Raw genomic sequence first — 17,105 nt, forward strand, 5'->3', positions numbered from 1 at the left:
TGGCCCGGGTTTAGTCATAAAAAAAGCCCTGAAATTACAGGGCACAATATTAAGTAAGTTTGATTTGGAATTGTGTTAAGGATTTAAACTCTTCCAGGCGTTGATGCACTTCTTCTTTTTTGAGGTTCTGCATTCTTTCGGTCCCGAATTTTTCTACACAGAAGGAGGCGAGATTAGAGCCGTAGATCACTGCATTTTTCATGTTTTTGAACGAGATATCCCCTGTATGCGCCAGGTATCCTGTGAACCCCCCAGCAAAAGTATCTCCCGCTCCTGTAGGATCAAAAACTTCTTCTAGCGGAAGGGCAGGAGCAAAAAAGATCTGTTCGTTATGGAACAGTAAAGCCCCGTGCTCCCCTTTTTTAATAACTACATATTTAGGTCCCATCTCGGCGATCTTACGGGCAGCTTTCACCAAAGAATACTCGTCTGTAAGCTGCCTTGCTTCTTCGTCATTAATAGTAAGGGCGTCTACTTTGCCAATTACCTTCATAAGGTCATCCCAGGTATTGTCCATCCAGAAGTTCATAGTATCAAGTACTACCAGCTTTGGTCTTTCAATTTGTTCAAGAACACTAAGCTGCACAAGTGGGTGAAGGTTTCCCAGCATCACCACATCGGGAGATTTGAAATCTTCGGGCACCACCGGCTGAAAATCGGCAAGTACATTTAATTGCGTGTCAAGCGTGTCTCGGGAATTAAGGTCGTTGTGGTATTTACCGCTCCAAAAAAAGGTTTTTCCGCCTTTAATTATTTCAGTGCCGCTAAGGTCGATATTCCTGTTTTTTAGCAGATCCAGATATTCCTGCGGAAAATCTTCTCCTACCACAGATACTATAGCGCTTTTAATATCGAATTGTGCTGCAGATAGACCAATATAAGTGGCTGCACCACCAAGAATTTTATCTGTTTTACCAAAAGGGGTTTCGATGGCATCAAAGGCGACCGTGCCCACTATCAATAATTTATTCATAACGTTCTTTAAAAATGAGGTGCAAATATACGTTTTTGTTTTTCAAGCCCTGATACTCAAAAAAGGCTTTTCGAGTCTCCTTCAAATCCTGTGTCTATTAAAAGGCGTTTTCCTTTTGAGGCCTCTACAGCCAAACTGTCGCAGCGTTCATTTTGAGGATGTGCGTTGTGGCCTTTTATCCACTGGAATTTCACCTTGTGTTTGCGATATTCTTTCAGGAATTCTTTCCATAGGTCCACATTCTTTCGCTCCTTAAAACCTTTTTTCTCCCAGTTAAAAACCCAGCCTTTTTCTACAGCGTCGGCAACATATTTTGAGTCGGTAAAAACGACCACCCGTGTATCGGGATTTTTCAGTTTTTTAAGGGCATCTATTACTGCGAGCAGCTCCATCCTGTTATTGGTGGTGTGTTTATAGCCTTTTGCAAACTCCTTGCGGTACGGTTTTCCTACCCATTCCATTACAATTCCATAACCGCCGGGCCCCGGGTTGCCCCTGGCTGCCCCATCGGTATATATGTGAACATTAGCATCAATCATTCTTAGCAGGGAGTAAGAGGTTTTCTATTACCTTCGGAAAGTGTTCCTGTTCCAGTTCATGGATCTTGTGGGCAATATCTTCTACCGAGTCTTCAGGTTTAATAGCAGTGGTAGCCTGAAAGATCATTTTTCCCTCGTCATAATTTTCATTGACGTAATGTATACTTATACCTGTTTCCACTTCCTTATTTTCATGTATGGCTTTGTGAACATTCATGCCATACATACCTTTTCCGCCGTAATTTGGAAGAAGAGCTGGATGAATATTGATCACCTTATTAGGAAAGTGTTGCAGAATATTGGTAGGGAAGATCCAAAGAAAGCCGGCCAGTACAATAAGGTCTGGGTTCATATCAATCAATAAACGTTGTACCTCATTGGAATGATAAAGCGCCTGGCGGTCAAAATGCAGGGCCTTTACACCCAGATTATGTGCTCTTTCCAGTACTTTTGCCCTGCGGTTGTTGGAGAAAACCGCGACAACTTCTGCAGTGTCTTTTTGCTGAAAGTACTTAATAATGTTCTCGGCATTTGATCCATTACCCGAAGCAAAGATCACAATTTTGTTCTTTCTGGAATTTTTTACTTGTTGCAAGCGTAGGGTGTTAACAATTATTGGCAGGTAAAAATACTGGCTTTAGGCGGAAATTATGTAATTTACATTCACATTTTTAAAGTAAAAACAGGTTTTAAAATAAAGTTTTTTATTTTTGCCACTTAAATTAAAAATTAAAAACACAAGTTATGTCAGACATTGCATCAAGAGTAAAAGCGATTATCGTTGACAAGTTAGGAGTTGACGAGAATGAAGTAGTAAACGAAGCTAGCTTCACCAACGACTTGGGCGCTGATTCATTAGACACTGTAGAGTTGATCATGGAGTTCGAGAAGGAATTTGATATTCAGATTCCAGACGACCAGGCAGAGAACATTGCTACTGTGGGTCAGGCAATCTCTTATATTGAAGACGCAAAAAAATAAAAAACTAACATATCCTTATGGAGTTGAAGCGAGTTGTAGTAACTGGATTAGGTGCCCTTACCCCCATTGGAAATAACATTGAGGAATACTGGGAAGCCCTGGTGAATGGTAAAAGCGGGTCTGCACCCATTACCTATTTTGATACCGAGAAATTCAAAACTAAATTCGCTTGCGAGATCAAAAACTTCAAGGTTGAAGATTATTTTGATCGAAAGGAAGCCAGGAAGCTTGACAAGTTCGCCCAGTACGCCCTGGTAGCTTCCGATGAGGCTATCAAAGATTCGGGGCTGGACCTCGATGTTATTGATAAGCTTCGTGTAGGAGTTATCTGGGGTGCCGGGATTGGAGGTCTCGAAACCTTTCAGGATGAAGTTTTGGCTTTTGGTAAGGGAGACGGAACACCGAGATTCAACCCTTTCTTTATCCCTAAAATGATTGCCGATATTGCTCCGGGAAATATTTCCATCAAGCACGGCTTCATGGGTCCCAACTATACTACAGTTTCAGCATGTGCATCTGCAGCCAATGCGCTTATAGATGCGTTGAATTATATTAGGTTGGGCCACAGTGATATAATAGTAACAGGGGGAAGCGAGGCGGCAGTTGCTCCTGCCGGAATGGGCGGTTTCAATGCCATGCATGCGCTTTCAACAAGAAATGAAAGTCCCGAGACTGCTTCAAGACCTTTTGATGCAACACGAGATGGTTTTGTCTTAGGTGAAGGTGCAGGCGCACTTGTTCTTGAAGAATATGAACATGCAAAAGCGAGAGGAGCGAAGATCTACGCAGAAGTACTTGGAGGCGGGTTATCTTCGGATGCCCACCACATGACTGCCCCACATCCGGAAGGAATAGGAGTAGTGGCTGTAATGGAGAATTGCCTTAGAAATGCAGAACTTAAACCGGAAGATGTAGATCACATCAACACACACGGAACATCAACACCGTTGGGTGATGTGGCTGAACTTAAGGCTATTAAGAAGGTGTTTGGAGAACATGCCAAAGATATTAATATCAACTCTACAAAATCCATGACAGGTCACCTGTTGGGTGCTGCGGGAGCTGTAGAAGCAATTGCCTCTATTCTCGCAATGAAACATGGAATTGTACCACCTACAATCAATCACAAAGTTCAGGATGAAAATATTGATCCCGAATTAAATCTTACCCTTAATAAGGCGCAGAAGAGAGATGTGAAAGTGGCTATGAGCAATACTTTTGGTTTTGGAGGTCACAATGCCTGCGTTTTGTTCAAAAAACTGGACGAGTAAATCCTTCCATGAGTGTAATAAGAAACATATTAAATTCCCGCTCTTCCAGAGGCGGGAATTTTTTTGTGGAATTGACAAGGATAATGGGGTTCAAACCCCGCAATATTGCACACTACAAAAAAGCATTCACCCACCGGTCTTTAAACAAGAAAGATGCAGAGGGCAACGCCATCAATTTTGAAAGGATGGAGTTTCTTGGAGATGCTATGTTAAGTGCTGTTATAGCTTCGCACCTGTTCAATGAAGTGCCCAGTGGTAACGAAGGCTACCTCACAAAAATGCGCTCCAAGATTGTAAGCCGTAAGCACCTGAATGAGCTCGGGAAAGATCTCGAGTTGATCAAACACATTCAGACTAATATCCCCATAGAGCAGTTTGGCACAAACATCCATGGAAACCTTTTTGAAGCCCTTGTAGGTGCCATTTACCTTGATAGAGGCTACAGGTATACCAAAAAATTCATCTATGAAAGGGTGATTGAGCCTTATGTAGATATCGAGCAACTGGAAGGCACGGTTATAAGTTATAAAGGACTCTTAATCGAGTGGTGCCAAAAGGAGAAGAAAGAGTTTAGCTTTGAAGTCTATGAAGATACAGGAAAAGACGAGTTAAAACATTTTGCTGTAAAATTAAGGATTGAGAACAGAGTTGTGGCTAAAGCCAGGGCGACTTCAAAGAAGAAAGCCGAAGAAAAAGCATCCAAAAGGGCATATTATGCCCTGCAGAGCAAAATTGACCACCCTTAAAAATATAGCAGAAACTATAACGTTTTCGTAAGATATTCTGAAAATATACCCCAAAAAATTACTTTTCTGCGATGCAATAATTATCTTTAACCTTTGATGTAAAATCATATGCCGGCGCATAAACTGGTTTTAAATGACGTTTTTGAACAGCCCTACAAGCTACTTGCAGTACATTCTTCGGTAGAAGAGTACAAGCTGGCTTACCTGTTGAACAAACATTTAGGCCTTAAATTAGCCAGAACGCCAAAGGATATTGATCTTCATAAAGGAAATGAGAGCAACTATTTTGCGCATTTTATCTATGAAGATCTACGGCAATATTGTACTTATCACCTGGTAAGTAACGTTGCCAGGCGGGAAGGAAGAACGGGTTCTAATAAGGACTCTCTTTTTTTTGGGGATGAACTGGCTGTCCAAAAATCAATTCTATTACCAGAATTTAAGCAGGTAGATTTTTTGCTGAAGATCGAGGATGAACTGGATGCGGTATCTTTAAAGATGCTCAACGCATTGATCCTCGAGATCCCACAGGTTTCTACGGCGTATGCCGTTGATTTTCATCACATAAAAACTAAAGAAAATATAATTTTTGACTAATGCCGAATACGAAAAAGACTAAAATTGTGGCCACCCTAGGGCCAGCAACGAGTTCGAAAGACGTTTTGAGAGATATGATGCATGCAGGTGTAAACGTGTTTAGGATCAATTTTTCTCACGCCGATTATGAAGATGTAAAACAACGCATAAAGCTTATAAGGGAACTAAATGAAGAAAATGGCTTTACCGCGGCCATACTTGGTGACCTGCAGGGACCCAAATTAAGGGTAGGGAAGATGAAGGAAGAAGTGGTGGTAACCAAAGGAGATGAAATCACCTTTGCCACCGGTGAAGAATTTGAAGGTACCGCTTCCAGGGTTTACATGAACTACGATGAATTCCCTCAGGATGTAAAAGCCGGAGAGCGAATTCTTCTTGATGATGGTAAACTTATCTTTGAAGTGGTGTCTACCAACCAAAAAGATGAGGTTCTTGCAAAAGTGATACAGGGAGGCCCATTGAGATCTAAAAAAGGAGTTAACCTTCCTAATACAAAGATTTCCCTTCCGGCCCTTACCGAAAAAGATATTCAGGATGCCATTTTTGCAGTTGAGCAGGGTGTAGACTGGATTGCACTTTCTTTTGTAAGAAACAGCGATGACCTTATTCAACTTCAGAATTTAATAAAAGAACATACAGATCACAAGATCCCAATCATCGCCAAGATCGAAAAGCCTGAAGGTGTTGATAATATCGACAAGATCGTGGCTTATTGCGACGGACTAATGGTAGCGCGCGGTGACCTGGGAGTGGAAATTCCTGCACAGGAAGTTCCGCTTATTCAGAAGCAACTGGTGCTAAAGGCTAAAAAAGCCCGTATTCCGGTTATAATTGCTACCCAAATGATGGAAACCATGATCACCAGCCTTACCCCTACAAGGGCCGAGGTGAACGACGTGGCGAACTCTGTAATGGACGGGGCCGATGCCGTGATGTTAAGTGGAGAAACTTCAGTAGGTAATTACCCGGTGCAGGTGATTGAAAAAATGAGCCAAATTATTATGAGCGTTGAGAATTCACCGCTTATTAAAGTACCTCATGAGCCACCTCACGTGCGTACCAAGAGATACATCACCAAATCTATCTGTTACCACGCTGCCCATATGGCCAATGAGATCAAAGCTAAAGCTATTTGTACTTTGACCAATAGTGGTTATACAGCTTTCCAGATCTCGGCCTGGAGACCAGAATCTAATATTCTTGTGTTCACTTCTAATAAAAGGATCCTTAATCAATTAAGCCTTTTATGGGGGGTACGTGCGTTTTACTACGATAAAATGGTAAGTACAGACGAGACTATTGATGATATCAACAGGATTGCTTCAGAAAATAAATTTGTTGAAAAGGGTGATTTCACCATCAACCTCGCAGCCATGCCTATTACCAGTAAAGGAATGGTGAATACGTTGAGAATTTCAGAAATTGAATAATATTTAGTATTGAGTACTTAGTATTGAGTACTGAGAATTAATTTTAAAAAGCCATAGATCGCAAAGATCTGTGGCTTTTTTCTTTATGGAATCTTCTCTCCACTTCCCACTCCTTCAAAAATCAAACTTTAGCTGTACTGCAATTTCCTTCTTCTCCTCTTTTTCTTCCGCTTTATCGGTATTGAGGTTAGACAGGGAAATTCCCAGCAGGCGCACGCTTTCCCTCATTTTTTCCTGGTACAACAGCTCTTTTGCGGCTTCCAGGATCAATTCTTTTGAAGAGATGTAGTAAGACAGCGTTTTACTGCGGGTTTGCAGCGTAAAATCGCTGTATTTTATCTTTAGGGTGATCGTTTTTCCAGCAACCTTACTCCGGGTAAGGCGCCGCTCAATTTCTTCGGAAATATTCTCCAGCCGCTCCAGCATAAATACTTCTGAAGATATATTCTCTTCAAAAGTGCGCTCTGCACCCAAAGATTTCCTTATTCGTGAAGGTTTTACTTCACTATTGTGAATTCCCCGCACTACTTGATAATAGTATTCCCCGCTCTTTCCGAAGTGGTCATTGAGAAAATCAAGAGGTTTGGTTTTGAGGTCTTTTCCGGTAAAGATGCCCAGCCTGTACATCTTTTCGGCAGTGACCTTGCCTACACCGTAGAACTTCCTTATTTCAAGGTCTTCCAGGAAAGCCTCCACCTCTTCGGGGTTTACGGTCTTTTGTCCGTTGGGTTTGTTGACGTCACTGGCTACCTTGGCAATGAATTTATTGATCGATATCCCTGCGGAAGCATTTAAACCAGTTTTCTCTTTTATTCTCTGCCGAATTTCTTTGGCGATCATAGTGGCACTTGGATTGCCTTTTTTATTCTGGGACACGTCAAGGTAAGCCTCGTCCAGCGATAAAGGTTCTACAAGATCTGTATACTCAAAGAAAATATTCCTTATGCGCTGTGAAAGTTCCTTGTAGCGTTCAAATCTTGGCTTTACAAAGATGAGATCGGGGCAATTGCGCTTTGCTAGCACACTGCTCATGGCACTTTTCACCCCAAATTTGCGGGCTTCATAACTTGCCGCCGCTACAACGCCGCGCTGCGAACTACCGCCCACTGCAATAGGTTTACCGCGCAGTTCTGGGTTGTCTAACTGTTCTACCGAGGCATAGAACGCATCCATGTCTACGTGAATAATCTTCCGCTGTATGATCTCCTCCATCGCTGTAAAATTAGTGAATCTTCAGCTTCAAGTTTGAAATGGCGCTACTTCCGAAGAAAAAATAAGTTTCAAAATGCCATTTTTGACTCCCTTTGATTTGAAACAGAAATCTGCTACCTTCATAAAAAAAGAAAAAACTATGAAAACTGCTATTATATTGGGAGCCACAGGCCTTACAGGGGGAGAGTTGCTCGAAAGGCTGCTTGAGGATAAGCGCTATGACAAGATCAAACTTTTCTCCCGCTCTACCGCAGGTGTCAAAAATGACAAAATTGAAGAACATTTAATTGACCTGTTCGAACTGGAAAAACACGCAGATGATTTTGTGGCCGATGAAGTCTACTGCTGTATTGGCACCACCCAGGCGAAAACGCCCGATGAGGATACTTATCACAAAATTGACTACGGAATTCCCGTAAATGCCGCAAAACTGGCCCAAAAGAACCGAATTTCAAGGTTTTTGGTGATTTCAGCACTGGGAGCCGATGAGGAAAGCCGCTTTTTCTACAACCGTACAAAAGGAGAAATGGAACGCGACGTAAAGGCGCAGGGTATTGACGAAACTTACATTTTTGAACCTTCCCTTATCGCCGGGAAACGCGATGAAAAACGCCCTTTTGAAGCCGCGTGGCAAAAGGCCATGAGTGTGGGTAACCACCTGCTTGTAGGCCCTCTTAAAAAGTACAGGAGCATTCCTGCCGGAAAGATCGCCGATGCCATGATTTACGTGGCCAACAATAAATATTCAGCTACCTGTATAAAATCTTCGGAAATTAGGGAAATTGCCGAAAGTTATCGTTAACCATTACACATGCAGGAAATAGAGCGCAAATTTCTCATTTTAGAGGCCCCGGATTTTAAAGAGGAAGTCCGAAACAAGACCAGAATCGTGCAGGGCTATCTCAACTCGGCACCCGACAGAACGGTGAGGGTACGAATCAAGGGAGATAAAGGCTTTTTGACCATAAAGGGGAGGAGTAGCAGTGACGGCCTCTCGCGTTTTGAATGGGAGAAAGAAATTCCCCTTTTTGAAGCCGAAGAACTGCTGAAGCTTTGTGAGCCAGGTGTCATTGAGAAATTCAGGTATGAAATTGAAGTAGGTGAGCACATTTTTGAAGTCGATGAGTTTACCGGCCTTAATGAAGGCCTGTTAATGGCTGAAGTGGAGCTCCAATCTGAACATGAGGAATTTTCCAGGCCGGCCTGGCTGGGTAAAGAAGTGACAGGAGAAAAGCGTTACTACAATTCTTACCTCAGTAAATTTCCTTTTAAGGAATGGCAAATATCAAGACCATGAAAAAACTTATCTTTTTAGGAAGTGCACTTTTGTTGATCACATCATGCAACCAGAGCCGCGACACCAGGGGTATTCCCGGGCCCGAAGAGGTGGAGGCAAGAATGCCCGATACCATTAGGGATCCTGAACATGAAGCGGCAGAGCTTAAGAAGCAGGGGTATCAGACTTTTTTATATGGTGAAGGGGAACAGCAGCAGCTCATGCAGCAGTACTTTATAGTGTTTCTGAAAAGAGGAGAAGATAGAGGCCAGGATTCTCTTACAGCTGCGAAGCTTCAGCAAGAGCATCTGGCGCATCTTGAGCGAATGGCTTCAGAAGGATATCTCAGTATGGCAGGTCCGTTTGGGGACGAGGGTGACATTAGAGGAATAGCAGTTTATAATACCCCAAACTTCGAGATGGCCGATAGCCTGGCAAGGCTTGATCCTATGGTTGTGGCTGGAAGGTTAGCCATTGAAGTCTATCCATGGTGGGCAGCAAAAGGCAGCGCGCTTAAATAGGAACTGAAGCAAAAAAAAGCAGCCCCGAAAAAACGGGGCCACTCCAACAACTAAAAATCCAATCATGAAAAGTTACTCCCAGCCGCCTCCCAGCGCCTGGTATAGATCTACTATGGCACTAAGCTCATCATACCTTATATTCACCAGTTCCAGTTGAGAATTAAGAGCATTTTCTCTTGCTGTCAATACTTCAAGATAGTTTGCAAAGCCACTGTTAAGCAAGTCTTCTGAGTAAGAAGTGGCCAAATCGTAGGCCTCAAACTCATCCTGTTTGAAATCAAATTTTCTATCGGCTGCAGCATAATTATAAAGGGCATCCGAAACTTCTCTGGAGGCATCCAGAATAGCTCTTCTAAATTCTAAAAATGCGATTTCCTGTCGGGCCTGGGCTACTTCGTACTGCGTCCTTATCTCTCTTCGGTTAAAGATAGGCTGAGTAAGATTACCTACAATGGTTGCAAACAAGGAATTGGTGTCGATAAGTTCTTCCAGGTCCAGACTCTGGAATCCTCCATTCGCACTAAGCCGCAATGCCGGATAAAAGTTGCTTCGTGCAGCATTGGTTAGCTGGAAAGCATTGACAAGATTATATTCTGCCGCAATAACATCGGGCCTGTTTCTCAACAGCTGTACCGGCACTCCTGTTCTTAGTTCGGTATTGAGCTCCTGCCGTCCAAGGTCGCTCCTTACAATGGCATGAGGGGCTTCTCCTAAGAGGATTGAGAAAGTATTTTCCAGAAGCCTTATTTGGTTAGCAAGTTCTATTTCAACAGCTTGTGCCTGATATAGCTGGGCTTCAGTTTGCTTTACGCCCACCTCGGTCACATTCCCTGCTTCTTTAAGAGCTCTAATAGTTTCCACGCTATTGATCCTGTTCGCCACCGTTTCCCGGGTAATTTCCAGTTGTTCATCTAAAGCCAAAAGTTGATAATACAGGTTGGCAACATTGGCAACCAACCTGGTCTTCACAGCCTGGTGTGCAGCTACTGTTTGTAGGTAGGCCGCTCTTTGTGCCCTTTCATTGCTTCTTATCCTTCCCCATATATCGGCTTCCCAGGACAGGTTGGCGGTAGCATCATATTGAGTAATACCACCATCAAAGAAGCTTCCAAACTGGCTGTTTTGTGCTAATTCCTGATGGGTTACCTGCGCAGAAACTCCCAGTGTTGGCAAATATGCTGCTTTTGCCTGCTTGAGATAGGCGCCTGCCGCTTCTATTTGCTGTAGGGCAATGCGAATGTCTATGTTATTCTCAAGAGCCCGGTCTATATGGTTTGTCAGTACAGGGTCTGTAAAGAGTTCTCTCCACGAGATCCTGGCCATAGACAAAGTATCTGTAGGCAGATTATCGGTTCTGTAAGCTTCGTTTTCAACTACTTCTTCGGGCCTGGAATATTCCTTAGCTACAAAACATGACTGAAGAGATAGCAGGACCGCGGGAATTAAAATGAACTTGTATATATTTAGTCTTCTCATTTTCTATAGGTTTTCATTTGCGGCTTTAGGTTGTCCCGAGATTTTTTCCTGGAGCCATTGGAACAGGATGTATAGAATTGGGATGATAAAGATTCCCAGTAGGGTACCTATTAACAATCCACCAACGGCACCTGTACCAATAGACCTGTTTCCTGCAGCTCCTGTTCCTGTAGCGAACACCAGAGGAAGAAGCCCCACAATAAAGGCAAACGAGGTCATAAGAATAGGACGTAAACGTGCTTTTGCAGCTCCAAGAGCCGAGTCAACAATTGAGTTTCCGGCATTTCGCCTTTGCACGGCAAATTCCACAATCAAAATGGCATTTTTGGCAAGTAAGCCCAGTAGCATGATAAGCGCGATCTGGAAATAGATGTTGTTCTCCAGTCCTGTAAGGGCTGTGGTAACATAAGCTCCCATTACCCCAACCGGTAGCGATAGCAGTACGGCAAGCGGAAGTAAATAACTTTCATATTGTGCTGCAAGAATAAAGAATACAAATAGCACACTTAGAAAGAAGATGAAAGTCGTTTGGTTTCCGGCCGATACCTCTTCCCTGGTAAGCCCAGAAAATCCGATATCAAATCCTTCCGGAAGAGATCCTGTTCCCACTTCCTGTACGGCAGCAATAGCATCTCCCGAAGAAAATCCTGGTGCCGGTGCACCGTTCACACTGGCCGAGTTAAAGAGGTTAAACCTGGTAACCGACTGTGGCCCGTAAACCCTGCTTAGGGTTACAAACTGCGTGATAGGAGCCATTTCTCCCTGGGAGTTACGCACAAAGATCGAGTTGAGATCATCTACAGTGGCCCGGTCTTCGGGCAGCGCCTGTACATAAACCCTGTATTGTTTTCCAAAGCGGGCAAAATCGGCTGCGTATACAGATCCTATATAAGACTGCAACGTAGAGAAAATAGTACCTATATCTACTCCTGCTTCTTTTGCCTTCGGAATATTTAAGTCGATCTCGTACTGCGGATAATTGGTGTTGAAAGAACTGTTGGCGTACAGGATTTCGGGTCTGGCTGAAAGATCGGCCAGGTAATTTCGTGTTGCGGCATCAAGGTCTTCAAAACTACCCCCTGTACGGTCTAGTACCTTTAATTCAAATCCTGAAGAGGTCCCGAATCCTGGTACACTTGGAGGCTGGAAAAAGAGAATATTGGCATCAGATATTCCTGCAGCGGCACCAAAGAGTTTTGCTATGATATCTTCGGCCGACATGCCATCTTCGGTCCTTTCATCCCAGTTGTCTAGTTTGATAAAGCCAATTCCGTAGTTACTACCGGCACCTCCAAGGAAGCTGAAACCGTTTACTACAGAAGCCATATTAATTCCGGGAATTTGTTGTGCTCTTCGGCTCAATTCCGCAGTAACCTCGGCAGTTCTATCAAGAGAAGCACCTGCAGGCAATTCGATATTGGCGAAGATCATCCCACGGTCTTCATCGGGTACAAACCCGGTTGGAGTCGTAGACGAAGCCCAGAAGATACCCCCTATGGCAGCTATAATGATCGCCCCGGTTATCCATTTGTTTTTGTATAGGAAAGAAACCGAATTCACATACTTCTTTGTGGTGACATCAAAAGCCACGTTAAAGGTTGAAAAGAAGCGCTTCAAAAAGCCTTTTCTTTTTCCTTCTTTTTCGTCGTGAGGCTTCAGGAAGAGCGCACAAAGGGCAGGACTTAGAGTTAAGGCGTTTACTGCTGAAATAGCGATTGCCACCATTAAAGTTACCCCAAACTGTTCGTAGAAAACTCCTGTAGGGCCTGAAATAAATGTAACCGGAATAAACACTGCACCCATCACCAAAGTAATAGAGATAATTGCACCTGCAATTTCTTCCATGGCCGAATGGGTCGCTTTTTTGGCATTTTTGGCACCTTCTTCCAGTTTGGCGTGCACCGCCTCTACAACCACAATGGCATCATCTACCACAATACCAATAGCCAGCACGAGTGCAAACAGCGTAAGCAGGTTGATGGAGTAACCAAAAAGGTTGAGGAAGAAGAAAGTTCCAATAATAGACACCGGCACTGCAATGGCAGGAATGAGCGTAGATTTAAAATCCTGAAGGAAGATAAACACTACCAGGAATACCAGCAAGAAGGCTTCAAAAATGGTCATTACCACCTTGCTTATAGAAGCGTTCAGGAATTCGTTAGAGTCGAAGTTGATCACCGTTTTAAGTCCGGTAGGATAATTTTTTTCAAGCTCATCAAGTTTATCGTGAACGGTCTCGATAATTTCCTGGGCGTTTGATCCCGGGGTTTGATAAACTGCCATACTCACCCCCGGTTTTCCGTTGGTGAAAGATATCACGTTATAACCCTGGGCATCAAGTTCTACCTGGGCAACATCTTGAAGCTTTAAGAACCTTCCGTCATCAAGGGCTTTAATAACAATATTATTGTAGTCTTCGGGGGTATTATATCTACCACTGTACCTAATAACATATTCAAAAGCTTCAGCATTATTTTGACCTAAAGATCCGGCTGCAGCTTCCTGGCTTTGCTCGTTAATAGCACCAATAACATCTGAAGGGATCAGGTTGTAGGCGGCCATTTTCTCAGGTTGTAACCAAACCCTCATCGCGTAGGTCTTGGCCCCAAACACACTCACGTCACCAACCCCGTTGATCCTTTTAAGTTCAGGGATCACGTTGATGTTAAGGTAATTCTGAATAAAAGTAGCGTCGTAAGCTTCATTTTCAGAAAGTACCGTAAGGAACATGAGGGCACTGGTTTGCTGCTTTTGGGTGGTAACCCCACTTTGAGTCACCTCGCGTGGCAGTAAAGGAGTAGCACGGGCTACCCTGTTCTGTACGTTTACCGAAGCAATATCGGGGTCTATTCCCTGTTTAAAGAATACATTGATACTTGCACTACCGTTGTTACTGGCAGTAGAGGTAATGTAGTCCATTCCCTCAACCCCGTTAATTTGCTCTTCAATGGGAATGATCACACTTTCGAGTACGGTAGCTGCGTTGGCCCCGGCATAATTGGCATTTACCTGCACCGTGGGGGGAGCAATATCGGGATATTGGGTCACCGGTAAAGTGGTGATGGCCAAAATTCCCAGCATAACTATAACTATCGAGACTACTGTAGATAGTACAGGTCTCTCTATAAAAGTCTTTAGCATTAGTCGTTCTTATTTAAAGATTGGTTTAATGGAAGTGGCAATACTGTCAAAGGATACAGGCTGAGGAATAATTGGAGTGTTATTTCTCAATTTTCCAACTCCCTGCGCTACGACTTTGTCGCCAGGTTTAAGTCCTTCTCCCACTACAATAAGATTTTGAACGCGGTCAAGCACCTCGATTGGTGCACTGGTAGCAAGGCTGTCTCCCTGTACTGCGTACACATACACAATTCCCTGTTGTTCAAAGGAAGCAGATTCGGGTACTACCGGAACGTCTTCATAGGTACGCGGAATTCTAATTCTCCCGCTGTTACCGCTGGCAAGAATACCGTTAGGGTTAGGGAACATCGCTCTAAAGCTCACTGTTCCTGTTGATGGATCAATTTGCCCTGTTACGGTTTGAATCTCTCCTGTTTCAGAATAGATCCTGTCGTTCACCAGTTGAAGTTGTACCGGCGGGAAATTCTCTATTTTTTCTGAAAGGTTTTCCCCTTCAGCATTTTGAATGAAGTCTAAATAATCTCTTTCATTCATAGAGAAAAAGGCATAAACCTCATCAATGTCTGAAACAGTGGTGAGTGGTGTTGGATCACCCGGACTAACCAGCGCTCCTTCTCTAAAATTAATGGCACCTACATAACCGTCTACAGGGCTCTTTATAGTGGCGTAACCAATATTTGCAGCAATACTGCTATAACCGGCTTTTGCCTGCTCAAGTCTTGCTTTTGCAGTTTCAAGTTGTACCGGGCTTATAATCCCTTTTTCTACAAGGGGCTGTAGTTTATCTACCTCTACCTGTGCCGCATTTACATTGGCTTTAGCTGCACCGGCTTCCTGTGATAAAGACTCGGTTTCAAGCCTGAAAAGCGTTTGGCCTTTTCTCACTTTTTCTCCTTCATCTACTAATACCTGCGTAACATATCCTGGGACTTTTGCTCTCACGGCACTGCTTACAGTACCTTCAATACTAACGGGATATGAAGTAAAACCTGTGATGGTTCTTTGTGGAACTTCAATAACCGGAAAAGGAGTGGCAGCACCACGTTGGGCTGCGCCTGCCTGCTGGTCCTGGCATGAAAAAGCCATAAAGGCAATTAACATCATTCCTATAGCGTGTAGTTTTCTCATATTCTGCTTTCTGTCTGTTTTAATTGTTTCTAGATAAAAGTTTGTCCCTGAATTTTTTTACTGCGTTTGAAGTTTCCTCTAAATAAGTGAGAAAATCTTCCTGAAATTCCAGATCAAATTGAAAGCCGCCGGTTTCCCTGGCTTCGCAATTGCACTGCTCCTTATATGCCCGAATTTTGAGGTGTAGCCTTTTCTCTTTGTCCCATTTTGTGATCATTTCCTCCATTAGGTTGAGGATAAGATTAGGGTCAATGACAAAGTACCGCTTGCGGTCCCCAGGTTTGGTAAAATATGTTACCCTGTTTGTTGCTTGAAGATGATCCAGATGAGTAGAAACCGTACTTTTTCCTGCACTTAATTCACACACCATCTCATCGAAAGTCACCCCTCTTCTTCCAGCAAGAATAAGAGTAGCAAGAATACGCGCTGCAAGGGGGGCAAGATTGTCCTCCTCCAGGTGTACTCCCAGTTCTTCTATTAGCGTCTTTCGCTGAATTTCTAAGTCCACGTTTTTAACTTCTCAAATTTGAAGCTGCAAAACTACCACTTAGTTCGGGAATTTCCGAACTAAAGGAACTATAAAATTTTGTTAATGCCTGCTGCCTGAATATGAAAAAAGCCGCCTAAAAGCTATTGTTGTCATCCTGAAGTTTCAGAAACGACATTTTAAGAGCTTTTAAGACAGCTTTTTAAGAGGTGTATTCGGAAGGAGTATTACTCGCCGTAGATGCCTATTTCCAGGTCTCCATCCCGGTTCATTTTAGCGCGATACATTCCGGCGGTATTAAATTCCATGGCGACATTTCCATGGTGATCTATTGCAATAATGCCACCGTCTCCGCCCAATGCCGGCACCTTTTCCTGAATTACTTCCCTTGCGGCATCCTCCAGGCTTAGTCCGCCGTATTCCATAAGTGCCGAAATATCATAGGCCACCATACCGCGGATGAAGAATTCGCCCCAGCCGGTGCTCGATACCGCCACGGTTTTGTTGTTGGCGTAGGTACCCGCGCCAATTATAGGAGCGTCACCAATGCGGTTGTATCTCTTGTTGGTCATTCCGCCGGTAGAGGTGCCTGCGGCAAGATTTCCGTGTTTATCGAGCGCAGCACAACCCACGGTTCCAAATTTGGAATCTTTAATATAGGGATCCAAAAATGCCGTTTTTTGATCGTCGTGGTCCAGCTGTGTTTTCTCCTGTTCCCTAATACGCTGCAGACTCCTGTACCGGTTTTCGGTATAAAAATATTGCGGGTCTACAATCTCGATGCCCTGTTCTTTGGCAAATCTTTCGGCGCCTTTACCGGCCAGCATCACGTGTTCAGAATTTACCATGACTTCATAAGCCAGGTTGATGGGGTTCTTGATGGTAGTGACCCCGGCCACTGCGCCTGCATTGAGGTTAGAGCCGTCCATAATTGATGCATCGAGCTCATTAGTGCCTTCATTAGTGAAAACAGCACCTTTCCCGGCGTTAAACAATGGCGAATCTTCCATCACATTAATGGTTCTTTGCACGGCTTCTACCGCAGTACCGCCATTGGCCAGGATCTCATGTCCTGTTCTTATGGCTTCTTCAAGCTTTGCCCGGTATTGCTGCTCCAGGCTGTCGCTCATATTTTCTTTTAAGATGGTGCCGGCGCCACCGTGAATCACAATCCCAAAGTTGGGTGCTGTATCTTTCTCTTCGGAAGCTGCTTCAGGGGTTGCCCCCTCTACCTTACTTTGTTTTTCAGCATTATTACAGGCCAGGGTGCCAAAAATGGCAAAAACGAGAAGTATTTTTTTCATAACCGGAAGTTTTTCAGCAGGAA

The 17,105-nt window shown here is 43.7% G+C and carries 17 protein-coding genes; 8 read left to right on the forward strand and 9 right to left on the reverse strand.

Annotated elements, in window-relative coordinates; all coding sequences use genetic code 11:
• Positions 1-49 precede the first annotated feature (49 nt).
• The 3 genes from VS868_RS08010 to VS868_RS08020 are packed head-to-tail and all read right to left on the reverse strand — an operon-like array spanning position 50 to position 2,107.
• Positions 50-973, reverse strand: coding sequence for a PfkB family carbohydrate kinase (locus tag VS868_RS08010; protein WP_345599786.1), 924 nt, complete (start codon positions 971-973; stop codon positions 50-52).
• Between the two features lie 56 nt (positions 974-1,029).
• The gene (rnhA, locus tag VS868_RS08015; RefSeq protein WP_345599787.1) at positions 1,030-1,512 is read right to left on the reverse strand and encodes a ribonuclease HI; all 483 of its coding nucleotides are present in this window, start codon (positions 1,510-1,512) and stop codon (positions 1,030-1,032) included.
• Positions 1,505-2,107 carry a phosphoribosylglycinamide formyltransferase gene (locus VS868_RS08020; RefSeq protein ID WP_345599788.1) on the reverse strand — a complete coding sequence of 201 codons (603 nt, stop codon included), beginning with the start codon at positions 2,105-2,107 and terminating at the stop codon, positions 1,505-1,507. The genes rnhA and VS868_RS08020 overlap by 8 nt, the downstream gene beginning before the upstream one ends.
• Before the next feature lie 149 nt (positions 2,108-2,256).
• Here VS868_RS08020 and VS868_RS08025 point away from each other — a divergent pair, with 149 nt between their 5' ends.
• The 5 genes from VS868_RS08025 to pyk all read left to right on the forward strand — a co-directional run bounded on the left by VS868_RS08025 (position 2,257) and on the right by pyk (position 6,537).
• Complete coding sequence (locus tag VS868_RS08025) at positions 2,257-2,493, forward strand: acyl carrier protein (RefSeq protein WP_013069791.1); 237 nt, start codon at positions 2,257-2,259, stop codon at positions 2,491-2,493.
• Between the two features lie 17 nt (positions 2,494-2,510).
• The gene (gene fabF, locus VS868_RS08030; protein WP_345599789.1) at positions 2,511-3,764 is read left to right on the forward strand and encodes a beta-ketoacyl-ACP synthase II; all 1,254 of its coding nucleotides are present in this window, start codon (positions 2,511-2,513) and stop codon (positions 3,762-3,764) included.
• Positions 3,765-3,772: 8 nt separating this feature from the next.
• Positions 3,773-4,510: a ribonuclease III gene (gene rnc / locus VS868_RS08035; protein WP_345599790.1), complete on the forward strand. Its 738-nt coding sequence runs from the start codon at positions 3,773-3,775 to the stop codon at positions 4,508-4,510.
• 108 nt (positions 4,511-4,618) lie between these two features.
• Positions 4,619-5,107 carry an IPExxxVDY family protein gene (locus VS868_RS08040; RefSeq protein WP_345599791.1) on the forward strand — a complete coding sequence of 163 codons (489 nt, stop codon included), beginning with the start codon at positions 4,619-4,621 and terminating at the stop codon, positions 5,105-5,107.
• The gene (pyk, locus tag VS868_RS08045; protein ID WP_266068142.1) at positions 5,107-6,537 is read left to right on the forward strand and encodes a pyruvate kinase; all 1,431 of its coding nucleotides are present in this window, start codon (positions 5,107-5,109) and stop codon (positions 6,535-6,537) included. The genes VS868_RS08040 and pyk overlap by 1 nt, the downstream gene beginning before the upstream one ends.
• 114 nt (positions 6,538-6,651) lie before the next feature.
• Here the strand turns inward: pyk and dinB are convergent, their stop codons facing one another.
• Entirely contained in the window at positions 6,652-7,749 is a 1,098-nt protein-coding gene (gene dinB, locus VS868_RS08050) for a DNA polymerase IV (protein WP_266068141.1), read from the reverse strand.
• 139 nt (positions 7,750-7,888) lie between these two features.
• Here dinB and VS868_RS08055 point away from each other — a divergent pair, with 139 nt between their 5' ends.
• From VS868_RS08055 to VS868_RS08065, 3 genes are read left to right on the forward strand one after another with little or no spacing between them, the layout of a single operon-like run.
• Positions 7,889-8,551, forward strand: a complete 663-nt coding sequence (locus tag VS868_RS08055; protein ID WP_266068140.1) for an NAD(P)H-binding protein — start codon at positions 7,889-7,891, stop codon at positions 8,549-8,551.
• Positions 8,552-8,560: 9 nt separating this feature from the next.
• The gene (locus VS868_RS08060; protein ID WP_266068139.1) at positions 8,561-9,046 is read left to right on the forward strand and encodes a CYTH domain-containing protein; all 486 of its coding nucleotides are present in this window, start codon (positions 8,561-8,563) and stop codon (positions 9,044-9,046) included.
• Positions 9,043-9,546, forward strand: coding sequence for a YciI family protein (locus VS868_RS08065; RefSeq protein WP_345599792.1), 504 nt, complete (start codon positions 9,043-9,045; stop codon positions 9,544-9,546). The genes VS868_RS08060 and VS868_RS08065 overlap by 4 nt, the downstream gene beginning before the upstream one ends.
• Before the next feature lie 72 nt (positions 9,547-9,618).
• Here VS868_RS08065 and VS868_RS08070 read toward each other — a convergent pair whose 3' ends face one another.
• The 5 genes from VS868_RS08070 to VS868_RS08090 all read right to left on the reverse strand — a co-directional run bounded on the left by VS868_RS08070 (position 9,619) and on the right by VS868_RS08090 (position 17,082).
• Positions 9,619-11,022 (reverse strand): efflux transporter outer membrane subunit, encoded by a 1,404-nt coding sequence (locus VS868_RS08070; RefSeq protein WP_266068137.1) that lies wholly within the window; start codon positions 11,020-11,022, stop codon positions 9,619-9,621.
• Between the two features lie 3 nt (positions 11,023-11,025).
• On the reverse strand, positions 11,026-14,163 hold the full coding sequence (locus tag VS868_RS08075) for an efflux RND transporter permease subunit (protein WP_345599793.1): 3,138 nt from the start codon (positions 14,161-14,163) through the stop codon (positions 11,026-11,028).
• A 9-nt stretch (positions 14,164-14,172) separates the two neighbouring features.
• Positions 14,173-15,291: an efflux RND transporter periplasmic adaptor subunit gene (locus VS868_RS08080; RefSeq protein ID WP_345599795.1), complete on the reverse strand. Its 1,119-nt coding sequence runs from the start codon at positions 15,289-15,291 to the stop codon at positions 14,173-14,175.
• 19 nt (positions 15,292-15,310) lie between these two features.
• Complete coding sequence (locus VS868_RS08085; protein WP_266068133.1) at positions 15,311-15,799, reverse strand: transcriptional regulator; 489 nt, start codon at positions 15,797-15,799, stop codon at positions 15,311-15,313.
• 206 nt (positions 15,800-16,005) lie between these two features.
• On the reverse strand, positions 16,006-17,082 hold the full coding sequence (locus VS868_RS08090) for an isoaspartyl peptidase/L-asparaginase (protein ID WP_345599796.1): 1,077 nt from the start codon (positions 17,080-17,082) through the stop codon (positions 16,006-16,008).
• Between the last annotated feature and the right edge of the window lie 23 nt (positions 17,083-17,105).

The organism is Salinimicrobium sp. 3283s (genome assembly GCF_039602225.1).
Lineage (GTDB): Bacteria > Bacteroidota > Bacteroidia > Flavobacteriales > Flavobacteriaceae > Salinimicrobium > Salinimicrobium profundisediminis.